Below are 16,423 nucleotides of genomic sequence, written 5' to 3'. Positions count from 1 at the left end.
CGGTCCCCCTCACCTTCGGGTCCGGTCCGGAGCGCGGTGCTCCGGGTACGCCCGGACGGCCTCGGCGGCGTCGTGGCCGCGCCGCCGGCACTCCGCCCAGGGTTCGACGGCGGTGAACGCCGCCGCGAGCAGCGTGCCGACCGAGGCGAGGGCCGGCTGTTCGACCGTGCGGAACGGGCGCGGGGCGCCGCGCGCCGGGTCACCGGCCGGCTCCTCGGCGAACGGTCCGGCCGCCCCGGCCGGACCGGGCCGTGCCTCGGGCAGGCCGCGCACGGCGCGTTCCGCGGCGGTGGCGAGACCGCGGGCGAGGACCCGCTCGAAGCCACCGCCGGGCGCGCGGTCCCGGACCCGGGCGATGACCGGTCCGGAGGCCGGCGGGCAGGTGTGGATGGAGCGGTGCATGGGCTGGTCCAGGGCATTCCCGGAGGAGGTGGCGGGGTCAGCGTGCCGGTCCCGGCCGCTCCCGGGCCGGGTGGAGCCGCCCGCGGGCCGGTCCCGGCCGCTCTCGGACGAGGTGGCGAGGCCCGTGGACCAGTCCCGGCCGCTCTCGGACGAGGTGGCGAGGCCCGTGGACCGGTCCCGGCCGCTCTCGGACGAGGTGGCGAGGCCCGTGGACCGGTCCCGGCCGCTCGATGCCGTCGGACGTGCGACCGGCGTGTCGAGGCGGGCGACCGGCGGGTCAGGGCGGGCGCCCGGCGTCTCGAGGCGGGCGCGCGGCTTCGTGTCCGGTCCGGTGGAGCGGGCGTGGTCGCCGGGTCCGGCCGGTACGGCGTCGGGCGCCTCGTGGGCGGCCCCGGTGCGGTCCCGGGCGGCGGACGGCGGCTGGCACCGGCCGAGGTCCGTCGCGCCGGGCGCCCCGTACCGCGCCCGGGTGCCGGCCGGGCTCATGCCGTGCGTCCCGCGAACCGGCCGACCTTGGTGATGACGTCCTCGCCGTACAGCCGCAGGGCCTGCTGGAGGGCGAACTCCGCGATGTAGCGGCGGAACTCCTCCGGTGGTTCCTCGGCGGTGTTCAGCATGTGCCGGTTGGTGACGACGGCGGGGCTCTGCAGCCGCCGCGCGGCGCGCTCGACGGCCGCGTCGAGTTCGCCGGGTTCGACGACCTCGTCGATCAGGTGCCGGGCGTCCGGTTCGGCCGCCCACAGGCGACGGCCGCCGAGGATGACCTGGCGGGAGATCCGCGGACCGGTGTGCCGGCCGAGGCGGAAGTTGCCGGCGCCGGGCACGATGCCCTCGCGGGCGGCCGGCAGCGTCAGGTAGGCGTCCGACGCGGCCAGTACGAGGTCGCAGGCGAGCAGCACCTGCATGCCGCCGCCGATGGCGAAGGTGTCGACCGCCGCGATCCACGGTTTCTCGACGGTACGGGAGTGCCAGGAGCCGTCGTGGTCGACGAGCAGACCGGCGATCATCTTGCGCAGGTAGCCCGTCTCGCGGCGGAGCAGGAACCCGGCCAGCGAGATGTCGCCGGCGTGCAGCCGCTTGAGGTTGATGCCGGCGCTGAACACCCGTTTCCCGCGGTAGCGGGGGTGGGTCATCTCGCCGCCGCGCAGCACGGCCACGCGGACCCCGGGGTCCAGCAGGGCGAGGTCGACGGCGGTCTCCATGTCGTCGACCTGTTCTTCGTCCTCGGCGTTCAGGCAGTCGTCCCGGCACATGGTCAGGTACGCGGTGCCGTCCCGTCGTTCGAGGAGGACCGAGCGGGTGCGCAGCACGCCGGTGCGCAGGAACTCGGGCAGCAGGTGCCGGGCCCGGTCGGTGGGCCGCAGCATCGCGTCGAGCAGGTGCGGCCCGGCCTGCGGTGACCGCAGCACCGCGCGCAGGAAGAGGCCCTGGTCGATCTCCCAGCCCTCCTTGTCGGCCTGGCGCCGGGCGCGGTCGGCGGCGATCCGCTCGGGGCCCGGTACCAGTCCGGGGAACCGGTCCGCCGCGGCGTCCAGGAGCTCCCCGATGCGCAGGCCCGCGGTGTCCTCGGTGAGCCGCCGGTACACGGACTCGGCGTGCCGGTCCAGGTGGGCGGCGCGCAGGGCGCGGGCGGCGTGTTTGGCGGCGCCGATCTCGGCGCGCTGCTCCGCGGTGCGTGCGGCGGGCTCCGGCAGCGTCGCGACGAGTTTGTCGACGAGGGTGTCCGCCTCCTGCGCCCGCGCCCAGAGATCCGGGGCGCCGGCCGTCATGAGGCCGCCTCCCGCTCGGTGGTCCGCAGCGCCCGGTCGCAGGCGGCCAGGTGCGGGCCGAGGGCGTCCTCGAAGGAGGTGGTCGCGGCGTCGAAGAGCAGCTGCCGCCGGATCGCCAGCTCCTTGCCGGCCAGACCGCTGGTGAGGCCGGCCACGGCGGCGACGGCCGCGGCCGGGTCGTCGACCAGTTCGTCGGCGAGTCCGAGGCGCAGCGCCTCGGGGCTCTCGACGGGCAGTCCGAACAGCACCGCCCTGCGGACGCCCGCCGGGCCGGCCAGCTGGACCAGCCGGTAGCCGGCCATCCCGGGCCAGGTGCCGGACGCGTCCCGGGCCACCAGCAGCCGGGTACCGGGGGTCACCGCGCGCACGTCGGCGGCGAGGAACACGTCGAGTGCCGTTCCGCCGCAGTCGCCGTCGGCCACCGCGACGGTGGCCAGCGGCAGCCGTTCCAGGCGGCGCAGCGCCCGCTCCCACTTGCTGACCAGCAGCACGTCGAGCCCGCCGGTCCAGTCGCCGCGCGGGGTGCCCGTCGCGTGCACGGCGAGCGGGCCGTGACCGGCCCGGTCCTCGGCCCGGTCGCAGATCTCCTGGACGGCCTTGACGGTGGCCGCCGTCAGCGGCTCGCTGCCATCGACCGTCAGCGTCAGCGCCTGGCTCGGCGCGCTCACCGGCCTCACCACTGGACCAGCGCCGTCTCAAGGGTGGAGCCGGGCCCCATGGTCATCAGCACGCCGTACTCCCCTGGTTCGGTGACGTCCTCGTCGAGCAGGCGCTCGTACGAGAAGAGGAACGATCCGCTGGACACGTTTCCGTAGTCGCGCAGCACGCCGGTGGTGTGCCGTACGTCGTGCCGGGTCAGCCCGAGGTTGACGCCGACGGCGTCGATGACCTTCTTGCCGCCCGAGTGCACCAGCCAGTGCGCGATGTCGCTGCGGCGCAGGCCCGTGCCCGCCAGCAGCCGGTCCACGACGATCTCGGCGTGGGCGCCGACTACGTACGGGATCTGCGGGTCGAGGAAGAAGCTGAACCTGCCGAGGTCGCGGTCCCAGTCGTAGCGCATGGCGTCGAGGGCCTCGGGGATGATGCAGCTGGCGAACTTGAGCAGCCGCGGGCCCTCGGTGGCGATCGTGCCGGGGTGGGGGCCGGCGAGCAGCGCCACGGCGGCGGCGCCGTCCCCGAACAGGCTGTTGACGACGGCGGTGCGCATCGAGGAGTCCATCGCGTACGCGGCGGAGCAGGCCTCCGCGCACAGCACGACGGCGAGTTCGCCGGGGTGCGCCACGGACCATCCGGTGACGACGTTCAGGGCGTTCAGCCCGGCGTTGCAGCCCATGCCGACCAGGTCGGAGCGGCTGCAGTGCCGGTCGATGCCGAGTTCCCGGATCAGCAGGGCGCTGAGGCCCGGGGTGAGGAAGCCGGTGGAGGTGACGCAGCACAGGTGGCGCAGGTCCGCGAGGTCGGCGCCGGCCCGCTTGAGGCAGGCGCGCAGTGCCTCGGCGCCCATCTCGACGGCCAGCGACTTGTGCTTGTCGAGCAGGTCGCCCTGGGCTTCGGGGTGCCGTTCGCCGGTGTGGTCCGGCGCGGGCAGCACCAGGTGGCGCCGTTCGATGGCGCTGTTGAGGAAGACCGAACGGATCCGGGGATCGCTGATCCCGAAGGCGTCGAGCACCTCTTGCTGGGAGTACGAGGTCGGCGTCGCCGCCGTGCCCACTCCCACGATCCGCGGGCGGATGAGTCCTCCGGGGAGGGCGCCCGGCTCCGCGGTGCCGGGCCGTTCGACGGTCGTGGTCATCGGTAGGTCCACCCCCACCTGCGCGGTGTGCTGCGCAGTGTCCGTACAACACGATTCATGTGCCTGACCTTTCGTTGGCGGCGCATTCCGCCTGGATGAAGCGGGTGAGCCGGGCGATTCCCTCCTGGATCTCGGTGGGCGTCAGATAGCTGATGGACAGCCGGATTCCGTTCTCTCCGCCGCCCATGGGATGGAAGTGCGCCATCGGCGTCCAGATGACGCCGAATTCCTGGGCCGAGCGGGCAAGCGCCGCCTCGTCCGCGCGGAAGGGCACCCGTACGCTGAGGAAGAAGCCGCCGGCCGGTTCGTTCCACCGGACCCCGAGTTCGGCCCGGCGGCCGGCGGGCAGGCAGCGGTCCAGGTGGAGCAGTACGGACCGCATCGCCTCGCCGTAGTACGCGGCGGCCTCGCTGTTCATCTCCGAGACGCGGCCCTGCGCGGCCAGCAGCGCGCCCGCCACCACGGCCTGGCTCAGGGACGGCGTGTTCACCGTGATCATGCTCTTGATCCTGGCGAGTTCGGCGGCGAGCAGGGTGCTGCCGCCCGCGCCGTCGGCCACCGGCTGGTCGGCGACGACGTAGCCCACCCGGGCGCCCGGGAAGACGGTTTTGGAGAAGGAGCCGAGGTGCACGACCGTACGGGTGCGGTCGAGGGCCTTCAGGGTCGGGAGCCGCAGCCCCGGGCTGACCATGCGGTAGGGGCTGTCCTCCAGGATCAGCAGACCCTGGCGCGCGGCCGTGCGCAGCAGGTCGGTGCGGGTGCGCAGGTCCAGGGTGTTGCCGGAGGGGTTGGCGTGGTCGGGCAGGACGTACAGGACTCGGGGGTGTTTGCCGCGGGCCCGCAGTGCGCGGACCGCCGCCTCGACGTCGGCGGGGGCCAGCCCGTCGTCCCGTTCCTCCACCGGGTGCACCTCGATGTCCAGCAGCCGGGCGGCCCCGATGATCCCCACGTAGCAGGGGCTGGAGACCAGCAGCACGTCGTCGGGTCCGCGGACGAGGGCCCGCAGGGCCAGCAGCATGGCCTCCTGGGCGCCGAGGGTGACGACCAGTGACTCGGCGGGCACGTCGATGTCCTCGTCCGCCCGCAGCGAGTCGGCGATGATCTCGCGGATCAGGCCGGCGGTGGGCCCGTACTGGTAGAGCGCGGTCCGGATCTGCCGGGGAGTGCTTCCCTGGTCGGCGAGATGGCCGAGGTAGCGGCGGGCGTGGCTGAAGATCTGCTCGGTGTCGAAGAAGCCGTCGTAGGGCCGGCCCGGGGCGAAGGAGATGGCGTCGGGGTAGCGGAAGGTGATCTCGTTGAGGAAGTTCATCGTGTCCAGCACGGGATCGGACAGCGCGCTGTGCAGGTCTGTCCGGCGCAGTCCGGGCGTGGTGGCTGCCGGTGCGGGCGCCGCGGGTGCCGGTGCGGGCGCGGCCTGGACGCGGATCACCTCGCGTCCGAGGTCGGTCACCTCGCCGGCACCGGTGAACTCCATGGCGCGGGCGAACTCCCGGATCAGGCCCGGCAGATCGGGCAGTCCGAGCCCGGTGCGCGCGGTCCCGTTCGCAGTCTCGTTCGCGGTCCCGTACGGGGTCTCGTTCACGGTCCCGTACGGGGTCCCGCGCGCGGTCCCGTACGCGGTCCCGTCCGGGTCCTCACCGGTGCCCCCGTCGCCGTCGGTCGCGGCCGTGGGCGGGCGGTGCGGCGGGGTCGGTTCGAGGACCACCGCGTCGGCGCCCGAGGCCAGCGCCACCACGATGTCGGCGCCCCGGCGGATGCCGCCGCCGAGCAGGACGAGTCCGCCCCCGGCCACCGCGTCCGCGATCACCGGCAGCTCCCGGAGGCTGGAGGTCACCACGCCGTCGGCGCCCGCCTCGAGCGCGCGCAGCGCGTCCCGCGCCGTGTCCGTCCCGGCGACCAGCAGCGGGAGCGAGGTCAGCGAGCACAGCGCGGAGAGGGCCGGCCAGTCCACGGGGGGCCGGGGGCCGGGGGCCGGCGCGAGCCGGAGGGTGAGTGCGCCGAACCCGGCGTCCTGCGCGCGCAGGGCGAGTTCGTGCGCGGCTCGCCGGTCCGGCACGGCGGTGATGTCCAGCCACCGCGGTACGTCGCCGTCGGCGGCGGAATGCGCGGGCCACGGTGCGGTGAGCACGGCGGGGAGCCCGGCCGCGGCGCCGGCGCGGACCACGGCCCGGGCCCGGCCGGGACGGGCCCGGTCGGGGTGCGGGCCGACGACGACCGGCGCGCTCCACATACGGCCGAAGACCTTCACCCCGGTATCCGGCGGCCCCGCGAGTCCGTGGCTTCCCTGGACCAGACCGGTGCGGTCGAACAATGCGCGATTGGCGACGGCCGCGGCCCGTTCGGCCGGGGCGGGGGAATTACCGGAGCGGGCACCTATTCGAGCGGGCTGCGCTGCCATGGATTCCCTCCAAAAGCCGTCGGCGCGATCTCTGCAACTGAATTCGCGGCCTCAGCATCACACGCCTCCGATGATTCGACAACGCCGTCCAACTGCGCGCATCGCACGCTTGGACGCAAGAAAGCAGAACGAACGGAAGGGAGAGAATGGCGAGGGAAAACGCGGGAATACAAGAATGCGGACGCATTCGGCCGGGCCTTGACGTGAGGTGCCACGAAAAGGCCCGGCCGGTGTCCAACCGCCGGATGCGGACGCTTGGACGATGCTGCCGTTGTGCTGCCGTTGTGTCCTACCCGTGCCGCACCGTCTGGTGTTCCATCCGCACGGCGACCTCTCCCCACACTCCCGCGCAGGCGTGGGCGAGATCGGCGACCACCGAAGTGCAGTGCGGCGGAACGCTGTCGATGATCGCCTGCCATTCGGCGCCGGTCAGGGTATGCAGGTTCAAAAGCCGCAGCAGCATGCGGCCGGTTTCGCTGAACCGTAGCGCGGGATCGGATTTCAGCCGGTCCACGGCCGCCGCGCGGGCCGCTATCCGGGCCGAGCCGATCGCCTGTTCCGCGGCGACGGCCCGGCTGCGGCCGGTGTCCTCGGCCGGCTCCTTCGGCTGCGGGCGGACCCGGGCCCGCGGCTTGGGCAGCGGGTCCTCACCCCGGTGGATCCGGTTCCTGACGTCCCGGGCCGTCTCCGGCGATATCCGGGCGGCACGGGCGATCTGCCGCAGGGACAGCCCCGGGTTCTCCCTGATGAGTTTTCCGGCCAGTTCGCGCCCCGCGGCGCTGTTGACCGGACGGACCCGGCCGTCCTGGCCGATCCGGCTGCCCTCCACCAGCGTGTCCCCGGCCGCCCGCCGGCGGATCTCGGAGACCGTGCCGGGCGAGAGGCCGGTGGCCGAGGCGATCATCCGGTCCGACCACTGCGGGTGCGAGGTGATGATCCGGCTCGCCGCACGCTTGCGGTCCGCCATGGAGAGCGGCAGTCCGTGCGTGATGTTCGACTCCACCGCGAGCACGAAGGCGTCGGACTCGCTGCCGTCGAAGTACGCCACGGCGATCTTGTCGTCACCGCGCAGCGCCGCCGCCCGCAGCCGGTGCACACCGTCTATCACCCGCATGGTCTGCCGGTGCACCAGCACCGGCGGAAGCGGAGCCCTTACCTCCACCAGTGCCTGGATGTGGTCCTGGTCCTCTCCGGTACTGCGCGGCGACCCTTCCACGACCAAGGAATCGATCTCGACTTCGACGACGAGCCCTTGTTCGAATTGCGCCTGGTCAAGCTGCACCACAAACTCCCCCCGAGGCTCTTTCTGCACACAAGTTCGCGTTCCGCGACGAACGACAGATTTCTCGGTCATGACGCGCATCGGCGCGCCCGACGAGATCAGCCACCTGTTGAGAATCCCGCCGGACAGGGGGTCAGGTGTCCTGGCCAGGAAGGTCCGGATACGGGCGGCGACGCCTCATCCGCACCATCGGTCCCTTGACGCACTTCGGCCGCCGGAACACCCGGTCGGCACACGCTTGTCCCTCTAGGAATTGTGCCCATGCTTGAACTCATTCGACTTCCCCCGTAATGCCACCACATGAGCCGCATCAACGAAGACCGCGGCCCTGTTGGCCGACGGCGGCCTGAAACCGCGCGCCGAGTTGGACACCAGAACAGCAGACGCCTTACTGCCCCGTCCAGAGTCCACCGTCCCAGCATGTGGACCGTACGGTGTCACGCGTACCGGACCCGACCCATCGACTTCCGGAGAACCGCAGGTCCGGCGGGCATTACGGCATTTCGCCACGAGGGATCGACGGCGCCGTGAATATGACGAAAAAGCGGAGACGCACCACCGAAATAAGCCGGTCCGGTCGCCGGTGAGCGGTGTCCCGCCGGCGGGACACCGCTGGGCTCCCGGCACGGGGAAGCGGAGACTCAGGCTCCGATATCGCCCGTCAGGGGATCGGTGTGCGCCGGTTCGGCCGCCGCTTCGTCGAGGCGGGACACGATCCAGTCCAGCAGGTCGAGGCCGGCGGCCTCCGCCGCTTGCTGCCAGCGGACCCGGCGGTCGGAGGCGACCTGGAGGCGCACCAGCGGGTGCAGCAGCGTCCGGTCGTCATGGCGATGCGCCCGGAGCCGCCGGCGCAGCTCGTTGCGGGACCAGCCGCCCCGCTCGGCGCGGGCGAGCCACTCGTCCTGCTCCTGCGCGGGGATGCCGGCCACCTCGGCGTGGTGCTGGAAGCTGAGCCGCGCTCGACGCCGGGCCGGTTCGAACTTGCCTGCGACCCACGCATAGTTGCGCAGGGTCTGGTAGTCGAGGCCGCTGTCGGTCAGGGCCTTGCGGTAGCGGTCGGGGTACTCCCTGCGGCCGTAGACCAGCCAGTCCCCCAGCCACCAGGCCGACGAGTCCGTGACCACGAACATCTGCCGGCCGAGGTGGCGCCACTGCGTCAGCGGCAGTCCGGGGGACAGCATCAGGGCGGTGCGCCGGGTCGCCGCTCGTACGTCCAGCGCGACGTGTTCCCGCTCGCGCACCACCGGTTCCGTCGGCCGACCGGTCCCCCGTGCCGCTTCGCCTGCCATCCTCCGCACCTCACCGCCCCCTTGTCCGCACGCACTCATCCTTCCCGGCGCGACGTCTCGGCCAGGTAACAGCGCGGATCCGGCGGGCCGGGCGGGCCGGGAGCCGGGAGCGTGGCTCTGTGTTACGGCGGAGTTACCTGTTCCGGGGTCTACTTGGGCGCGCGGAGCAAGCAGCCCCGCGAGCGGAAGAGGAGGCCCCATGGTCACCGCGACCCGGTGTTGCGCCGAGTGCGGCACGGAGTTCGCCTGGACGAGCCGGAATCCGACCCGCAGGTTCTGCGGTCCCAGATGCCGGTCCCGGTGGTGGCGAGCGGGTCGCGGCCGGCCGGCCGAGCGGGATGGCGCGGCGGGCGATCCCGGCGGCCCGGCCGCGGCCCGCCTGGGAGCCCTCCACGCCTGTCCGCACTGCGGGCAGCACCTCACGGTCATCAACCTCCTCGTCGACGGCGAGTCGGGGCCCGAGGCGGTTGTTCCCGGGGCGGCTGCCCCCGGTGGCGCCGGTACTTCCCCGTAAGGCGGCGCTCCTCCTGGCGCGCCGCTTCCCCTGGCGCGGCACGGCCCCGGGGACCGGCCAGTGTGGCGGCACGGCCGGTCCCCGGGGCCGCTGCGTGATGGACGGCGAGCCCGCTGAGTGATGGCGGGCCCGCTGAGTGGTGACGGCGGGCAACGGGCAGCAGGTGGTGACGGGCGGCGGCTAACCGGCCGAGCACCGGGTGGTGTTCAGGGTGAAGCCGGCCGGGTCGGCGTTGCCGCCCGTCGCGGTGCCGGTGAACGACACGCGCCGGGTGTGGCCGGGCCGGATGGTGCCGCCGGAGTCCGGGCTGTGGACGGTCACGTCGGTGCCGTTCTGCGACACCACGGCGCCGTTCGCCGCCACGGCCTTCTGCCCGTCGGCGTAGCGGTAGCGCAACGCCCACGCGCTGAGCGGCGTACGTCCCGTGTTCTTGATCTCGATGGTGCCGGTGAACGCGCCGCCGGCGTCGGGGGCACCCGCCTCGTACTCCACCCGGCAGCTTCCGGCGGGGACTTCGCCGTGCGAGTAGAACACGTTGTCGGGCAGGGCGGAGCGTTCGATGTCCGTGTTGGCGGCGATGACATCGGCGAGGTCGTGGCGGAAGCCGATGCCGTACGTCTTGGCGATCGCCTTCAGCGTGGTGCTCTGGTTGCCGTAGAAGAACCGGTCGCCGTCACGCAGTCGCTGGAACTCCCGGACCCACATCGCCTGCTGGAGTTCCCCGAACTCCGAGCCCTTCAAGTGTGGTTCGGCCTGCATGCCGACATAGGCGTCGACCCGGTCGACGGATCCGTAGATCGCCTTGAGCCGGGCGGCGAGCGGGGTGCGCCGGGTGTAGGTGGTGGCGGAGGTGTCGCCCGGCAGCGCCTGGAAGCCGACCTTGCTGCCGAAGAGGTTCCGCATGTCGAGGAAGTCGACGCTGTCCGGGTCGTCCACCTCGGCGCCGGGCGTCAGCTCGGCGTCCGACGGGAACGCCTCGGTGGCCTCACCGGTGATGCCGGTGAAGGACTTCACCGGGGCGAGCCCGTAGGCCTTGCGCAGGTCGTTGTAGCTCGGTATGCCGTGGTCGCGGCTGCGGGCCAGGTCGGTGGCGGCGAGGTCGAAGACGCACTTGGGGTCCGCGTTCGGCGCCGAGCACAGCACGCTGCGCAGCAGGTGGTCGGTCATCTCCTCGTTGCGGTACTGCGCCTTGTCGCCGAGGGACTGGAGGACGGGGCCCAGGCCCAGGTCCTTGAGCAGTTCGGGGTTGTCCCGCATGAACTCCAGGCTGACCTCGACGCTCACCGGGCCGTCCGGAGCGCCCATGACGAGGAGTCCGGCGGCCCGGAACGCCTCCAGTTGCTCTTCGGTGTAGCGTCCGGCCGGCTGGTTGAGCGAGGTGGCGCCGTGGATCATGCTGTGCGCGCGGTAGCCGGTGGTGGCGAACTCATTGGTCAGGGTGGCGTCGGTCCGCGGGTCGTAACCCCGGTAGCCGGGCAGCGTGATCCCCACCGCGGGCAGGAACTCGGTGTAGGTGATGTACTGGATCTCGCTGATCACGACCCGCCGGGCGATCTGGAACTTCTGCTCCTCGGTGAGGTTGGCGGGCAGCGCGTCCACGATCCGGTTGTGCTCCCGGGCGAACAGCGTCTGCACCCCGGTCACCGCGATGTTGTTGTTGACCCGTACGTCCCCGGCGACGACCGCGCTGTCGGGGTCGGCCCGCAGACGGCCGTCGATGTCGGTCGCCGGGGCGGCCGACACATCGCCCCGCGCGTCCCGCCGCGGCAGGTAGTCGTCCGGCAGCAGGAGTTTGGCGCCGTTGTCGGACAGGTCGCCGTCGACCTGACCCTGCCGGAGCCACTCCAGCCGGTCGCTGTCACTGCCGTAGACGGCCGAGGCGTCGAGGTAGGAACTGTCCATGTTGACCTGCTGACGCGCCGAGGTCACACCGGTGCCCCGGGCGGGCGTGGACCGGGTGAACGGCAGGTAGTGCTTCCCGTCGATCAGCTCCAGCGGGTCGCTGTCGTCGCCCGCCATGTCGGCGGACTCGCCCTGCGGATCGGTGGCCTGCTCCCCGAGCCGCAGGGCGAAGGTGTGGTCGAGGAACTGGGCCCAGGTCCAGGCCCATTGGCTGACCTGGCGCTCGGAGAAGATGTTCGCCGGCATCACCTGGCCGCCCTGGACCTCCTCGTCGGCGAAGACCCGGTTGCTCACGTAGCGCGGGTCCGGTCCGGCGGCCGGCTCGCTGTGTCCGTCGGCGTAGTTGGCGGCCGCCAGCCGGGCGTAAGCGGTACCGGCCCGCCCCCAGTCCGGGTGTGCGCGGTTGTTGCCGCCGCCGTCCAGCGACTGAGTCTCCGGACGTACTCCGCCCTGCCCTCCCGCCGCGCCGGACGGCGCCGCCAGGGCGGTCACCAGCGTGGCCAACACCGCGGTGACGACACCCGCTCGGGTACGCGTGAGCGAACGTCTGGAAGCCGAGCCGTGCCGGATCACGTGCCTCATGCCATGTCCCTTCTCTGCTGTCCTGACCGGACGGTTCCGTCCTGGGGGATGTGAGCAACTCCCGGCGTTCTCGGGCGAGATGACGAGAGGGCGAGCGCGGGACCGCCGACCGCACCGCCGGGTGCGGACGCCGACAGGGGTCGGTCCGCGCGACGTGACACGGACGCGGGGCCGGGGTGCGGGGCCGGACAGTGACGGGTGGGGACGGAGCGTCCGCCGCGTCGCCAAGGATGCACGAAGGCACGTCCAAGCGACAGATCCGGGCGCTTGGACAGAGACGGTCCCGGTCGGTGCCGGGGCGCGCCCGTCACCGACCGGTAGCCGTCGCATGGCAGTCACCGTTCACCCGCGTCGGCAACCCGGCCGATACCCGTACGGGCGTACGGCCGGCCGGTCGAAGGCTGGGCTGCTGTCGGGGCGGTGCCATAGCGGTGATGGTGTCCGGCGAATCCGGGGCCCGTGGCGGCGGCCCAGGTGCGGAGCCGGGCCCGGGTCTCCTCCGACGGCCCGGCCGCGGTGCCGGGCCGGGTCCGGGTCGCCCAGACGCGCCCGGCGTCGCCGCCGCCGGGGCCGGCCCGGCGAGCGCGCCCCGAAGTGAACCGGCCGGCGGCGGCCGGTCCGCCGGCTACTCCTCGACCGCCCCGGCGGCCGTGGTTCCCGGCACTCGTTCCAGTTCACCGGCCATGTCCGTCCGGCTCGCGGCCGCGAGCAGTGCCTGCGCGGCGACGGCGGCGGGTTCGCGCCGCAACAGCAGCACGCCGATCTGCTCGGTGTGCACGGGGTTCACCAGCGGCAGCGCCCGCATGCCCGCCGGGACCCCGAAGACATGCAGCCAGGCGTGCGGCACCACGCTGGCGAAGTGCCCGGTGCGCACGTGCGCGAAGAGCGAGGCCACCGAGTCCGTCTCCACGCGCGGCCGCACGGCGGTGCCGGCCCGGGCGAACACCGCGTCCAGCACCCGGCGTCCGAACATCCTGGAGTGCAGCAGGCACAACGGCTGCCGGGCCGCCTCCTCCCAGGTCGCCTGCGCCCGCTGCCCCTGACCGACGCCGGAGCCGGCCCGGACGAGCAGCACGAAACGCTCGCGGTACAGCGGTACGAACCTGAAGGCGCCCGCGTCGTCCCCGGCCGGCCGGTAGGTGACCGCCGCGTCCAGCTCGTACGCCTTCAGCCGGGCCGTGATGTCGTCGGTCTGGAGGTCGGCGAGCACCTCCACCCGGGCCAGCGGGTTCTCCGCGCAGAACACCTGGGTCAGCAGGGAGACGGCGGTCGACGCGGTCGGCACCGAGCCGAGGCGCAGCTGCCCGGTCATGCCGCCGCGCAGGGCCCGGACCTCCTCCTCCAGCGCCTCGCGGTCGGCGAGGATGCGCTTGGCCCACAGGACGATCCGCTCGCCCTCCGGGGTGAGCCCCTCGTACTTGCGGCTGCGGCGCACCAACGGCACCCGCAGTTCCTCCTCCAGCTTGCGGATCGCGCCCGACAGGGCGGGCTGCGAGACGTAGCACTCCTCGGCGGCCCTGGCGAAATGGCGGGTGCGGGAGAGGGCGACCAGGTATTCCAGTTGGCGAAACAGCACGTCTCATTGTGGCGGCACGCTCGGCGGGCGGATAAGCCGCGCTTATCAAGTGATCGGCAAGAGGTCTTTGACCGCCGGGCCGGACCGGCCGGAAGGTGGTACGTCGGGTGACGGCGGCACGCCCTCCCGGCGATCCGGTGGCCGCCACGTCCCCGCCCGGGCGGGCCCCGTTCTGCATGGGCGACCGAAGCACTGAGGGGAATCATGGGCACGATCGAGGAGCCGACCGAGGACGACCTGTCGGTGTCGTCCCCGAAGACCTGGGCCACCGGTGCGCCCGCCGTCGCCCACGCCCTGCGGTACGCGCTGGGGCAGACCTCGCCGCGCCGCACGGCGCTCACCCTGCTCAACATCAACCAGCCCAAGGGCTTCGACTGCCCCGGCTGCGCCTGGCCGGAGCCGGCGCCGGGCCGGCGGCACGCCAACGAGTACTGCGAGAACGGCGCCAAGCACATCAGCGACGAGGCCACCTCGCGGCGGGTGACGGCGGACTTCTTCCGTGCGCACCCGGTGTCCGAGCTGGCCGGCCGGTCGGACTACTGGCTGAACCAGCAGGGGCGGCTGACCGAGCCCATGGTCAAGCGGCCCGGCAGCGATCACTACGAGCCGATCGGCTGGGACGAGGCGCTCGGTCTGCTGGCGGACGGGCTGCGCGCCCTCGACCACCCCGACGAGGCCCTCTTCTACACCTCCGGCCGGCTGGCCAACGAACCGGCGTTCCTGCTCCAGCTCTTCGCCCGCGCCTTCGGCACCAACAACCTGCCGGACTGCTCGAACATGTGCCACGAGTCGAGCGGCTCGGCGCTCGGCGAGACACTGGGCATCGGCAAGGGCAGCGTCAGCCTGGACGACCTCTACGACGCCGATCTGGTCTTCGTCGTCGGCCAGAACCCGGGCACCAACCACCCGCGGATGCTGTCCGCGCTGGAGGAGACCAAGCGGCGCGGCGGACAGGTGGTCGCGGTCAATCCGCTGCCGGAGGCCGGGCTGCTACGGTTCAAGCATCCGCAGAAGGCGCGCGGCATCGTGGGCCGCGGCACGGCCATCGCCGACCAGTTCCTCCAGATCCGCCCCGGCGGCGACCTGGCCCTGTTCCAGGCCCTGAACCGGCTGCTGCTGGAGGCGGAGGACGCGGCGCCCGGCACCGTGCTGGACCGCGAGTTCATCGCCGCGCACACCACCGGTTTCGACGCCTTCGCCGCGCACGCCCGGACCATCGGCTGGGCGGAGGTGGCGGAGGCCACCGGACTGACCCGCGAGGAGATCGAGCAGGTGCACCGGCGCGTGCTCGGCGCCGGGCGGATCATCGTGTGCTGGGCGATGGGTCTGACCCAGCACAAGCACGGGGTGCCCACCATCCGCGAGGTGGTCAACTTCCTGCTGTCGCGCGGCAACATCGGCCGCCCGGGCGCGGGTGTCTGCCCGGTGCGCGGACACAGCAACGTGCAGGGCGACCGCACCATGGGCATCTGGGAGCGGATGCCGCAGGCGTTCCTCGACGCGCTGGAGAAGGAGTTCTCCTTCACTCCGCCCAGCGCTCCCGGCCTGGACTCGGTGGACGCGATCCGGGCCATGCGGGACGGCCGGGCGAGGGTCTTCCTCGGCGTGGCCGGCAACTTCGTGCGGGCCACCCCCGACAGTGAGGTCACCGAGCGGGCGATGCGCAACTGCCGTCTCACCGCTCACATCTCCACCAAGCTGAACCGCTCCCACACCGTGTGCGGCGAGACGGCGCTCATCCTGCCGACGCTGGGCCGCAGCGACCGCGACGTCCAGGCGGGCGGGGAGCAGTTCATGTCGGTGGAGGACTCGATGAGCGAGGTGCACGCCACCCGCGGCCGGCTGGCCCCGGCCGCCCCGCGGCTCCTGAGCGAGGTGGCCGTCATCAGCCGGCTGGCCCGCCTCACCCTCGGCGACAAACCGGACATCCCGTGGGAGGAGTTCACCCGCGACTACGACACCGTGCGCGACCGTATCGCCCGCGTCGTGCCCGGCTTCGAGGACTACAACGCCCGGGTACGCCGGCCCGGCGGGTTCCGCCTGCCCAACCCGGTCAACCGGCGCGAGTTCCGCACGGCCGGCGGCAAGGCGGTCTTCACCCGCAACGACTTCACGGCCCTGCGCGCCCCGGACGGCCATCTGATCCTCCAGACGCTCCGCTCCCACGACCAGTGGAACACCGTCCCCTACGCCATGGACGACCGCTACCGCGGCATCACCGGCGGGCGGCGCGTGGTGCTGGTCAACGGCGCCGACCTGGCCCGGCTGGGTCTGGCGGAGCGGGACCTGGTCGACCTGGTGAGTGTCTGGGAGGACGGAAGGGAGCGGCGGGCCCCCGGCTTCCGGGTCGTGTCCTATCCGACCCCGGTGGGGTCGGCCGCCGCGTACTACCCGGAGACCAACGTCCTGGTGCCCCTGGACAGTGTCGCCGACATCAGCAACACCCCGACCTCCAAGTCGGTCGTGGTACGGCTGGAGCCGGTCCGGGACAGGACGGCCGACGGGCGACGCACGGTCCCCGGCCCGCAGCAGGAGAGCTGAACGCCACCTTCCACCGCGGGCCCTTCGGCACCGGCGAACACTGACGACCGCGCCCCCGGTCGAAGCGGGGCGGGCCCGGCCCGACCGGCGAACTCGGCCATGCCGAGCCGGCCCTGAACCCCGGTCCGGACGCCACGCCACGAGGTGGGGCACAGCCGCGCTCGACCCGATCCCGACCGGCTCCCGACGACGGGACCGCAAGGTGGGACGCATGACCGACACCAGCGCGGACATCCCGCCGGGCCGCCCGCCGCGGCGCTCGCCTCCTGACACGGTCCCGGACGGGCGCCGGCCGGTCCGGGCGGGCGGCGCCGGGCATGCCCTGACCCTGGCCGTCTTCGCCGTCAACGACTGGGCGACCCGGTTCGTACGCGGT

10 protein-coding genes are annotated in these 16,423 nt (G+C 73.0%); 1 reads left to right on the top strand and 9 read right to left on the bottom strand.

The features are described 5' to 3' along the window. Positions 1-9 precede the first annotated feature (9 nt). From AB0G32_RS08430 to AB0G32_RS08390, 9 genes are all read right to left on the bottom strand, one after another. Complete coding sequence (locus AB0G32_RS08430; RefSeq protein WP_361160011.1) at positions 10-888, bottom strand: hypothetical protein; 879 nt, start codon at positions 886-888, stop codon at positions 10-12. Next, the gene (gene dpgC / locus AB0G32_RS08425; protein WP_361160008.1) at positions 885-2,171 is read right to left on the bottom strand and encodes a (3,5-dihydroxyphenyl)acetyl-CoA 1,2-dioxygenase DpgC; all 1,287 of its coding nucleotides are present in this window, start codon (positions 2,169-2,171) and stop codon (positions 885-887) included. The genes AB0G32_RS08430 and dpgC overlap by 4 nt, the downstream gene beginning before the upstream one ends. Beyond that, on the bottom strand, positions 2,168-2,839 hold the full coding sequence (gene dpgB / locus AB0G32_RS08420) for an enoyl-CoA-hydratase DpgB (protein WP_361160006.1): 672 nt from the start codon (positions 2,837-2,839) through the stop codon (positions 2,168-2,170). The genes dpgC and dpgB overlap by 4 nt, the downstream gene beginning before the upstream one ends. A 5-nt stretch (positions 2,840-2,844) precedes the next feature. Then, the gene (dpgA, locus tag AB0G32_RS08415) at positions 2,845-3,963 is read right to left on the bottom strand and encodes a 3,5-dihydroxyphenylacetyl-CoA synthase DpgA (RefSeq protein ID WP_361160004.1); all 1,119 of its coding nucleotides are present in this window, start codon (positions 3,961-3,963) and stop codon (positions 2,845-2,847) included. Between the two features lie 55 nt (positions 3,964-4,018). Then, positions 4,019-6,361 (bottom strand): aminotransferase class I/II-fold pyridoxal phosphate-dependent enzyme, encoded by a 2,343-nt coding sequence (locus AB0G32_RS08410; RefSeq protein ID WP_361160001.1) that lies wholly within the window; start codon positions 6,359-6,361, stop codon positions 4,019-4,021. A gap of 289 nt (positions 6,362-6,650) precedes the next feature. After that, the gene (locus tag AB0G32_RS08405) at positions 6,651-7,643 is read right to left on the bottom strand and encodes a ParB N-terminal domain-containing protein (protein WP_361159999.1); all 993 of its coding nucleotides are present in this window, start codon (positions 7,641-7,643) and stop codon (positions 6,651-6,653) included. A gap of 641 nt (positions 7,644-8,284) precedes the next feature. Beyond that, positions 8,285-8,932: an LmbU family transcriptional regulator gene (locus AB0G32_RS08400; RefSeq protein WP_361159996.1), complete on the bottom strand. Its 648-nt coding sequence runs from the start codon at positions 8,930-8,932 to the stop codon at positions 8,285-8,287. A 694-nt stretch (positions 8,933-9,626) separates the two neighbouring features. Beyond that, a complete protein-coding gene (locus tag AB0G32_RS08395) occupies positions 9,627-11,930 on the bottom strand; it encodes a peroxidase family protein (protein WP_361159994.1) in 2,304 nt (767 codons plus the stop codon). A gap of 625 nt (positions 11,931-12,555) precedes the next feature. Next, a complete protein-coding gene (locus tag AB0G32_RS08390) occupies positions 12,556-13,506 on the bottom strand; it encodes a LysR family transcriptional regulator (RefSeq protein ID WP_361159991.1) in 951 nt (316 codons plus the stop codon). 204 nt (positions 13,507-13,710) lie between these two features. On the opposite strand from AB0G32_RS08390, the gene AB0G32_RS08385 reads away from it, so the two are divergent. Next, positions 13,711-16,047 (top strand): FdhF/YdeP family oxidoreductase, encoded by a 2,337-nt coding sequence (locus AB0G32_RS08385; protein ID WP_361159989.1) that lies wholly within the window; start codon positions 13,711-13,713, stop codon positions 16,045-16,047. Positions 16,048-16,423 lie beyond the last annotated feature (376 nt).

Source organism: Streptomyces sp. NPDC023723 (assembly GCF_040639815.1).
In the GTDB taxonomy this organism is placed as follows: domain Bacteria; phylum Actinomycetota; class Actinomycetes; order Streptomycetales; family Streptomycetaceae; genus Streptomyces.
Note: the sequence above shows the minus strand (reverse complement) of the source record. Positions and strands in the feature narration are given on the sequence as shown.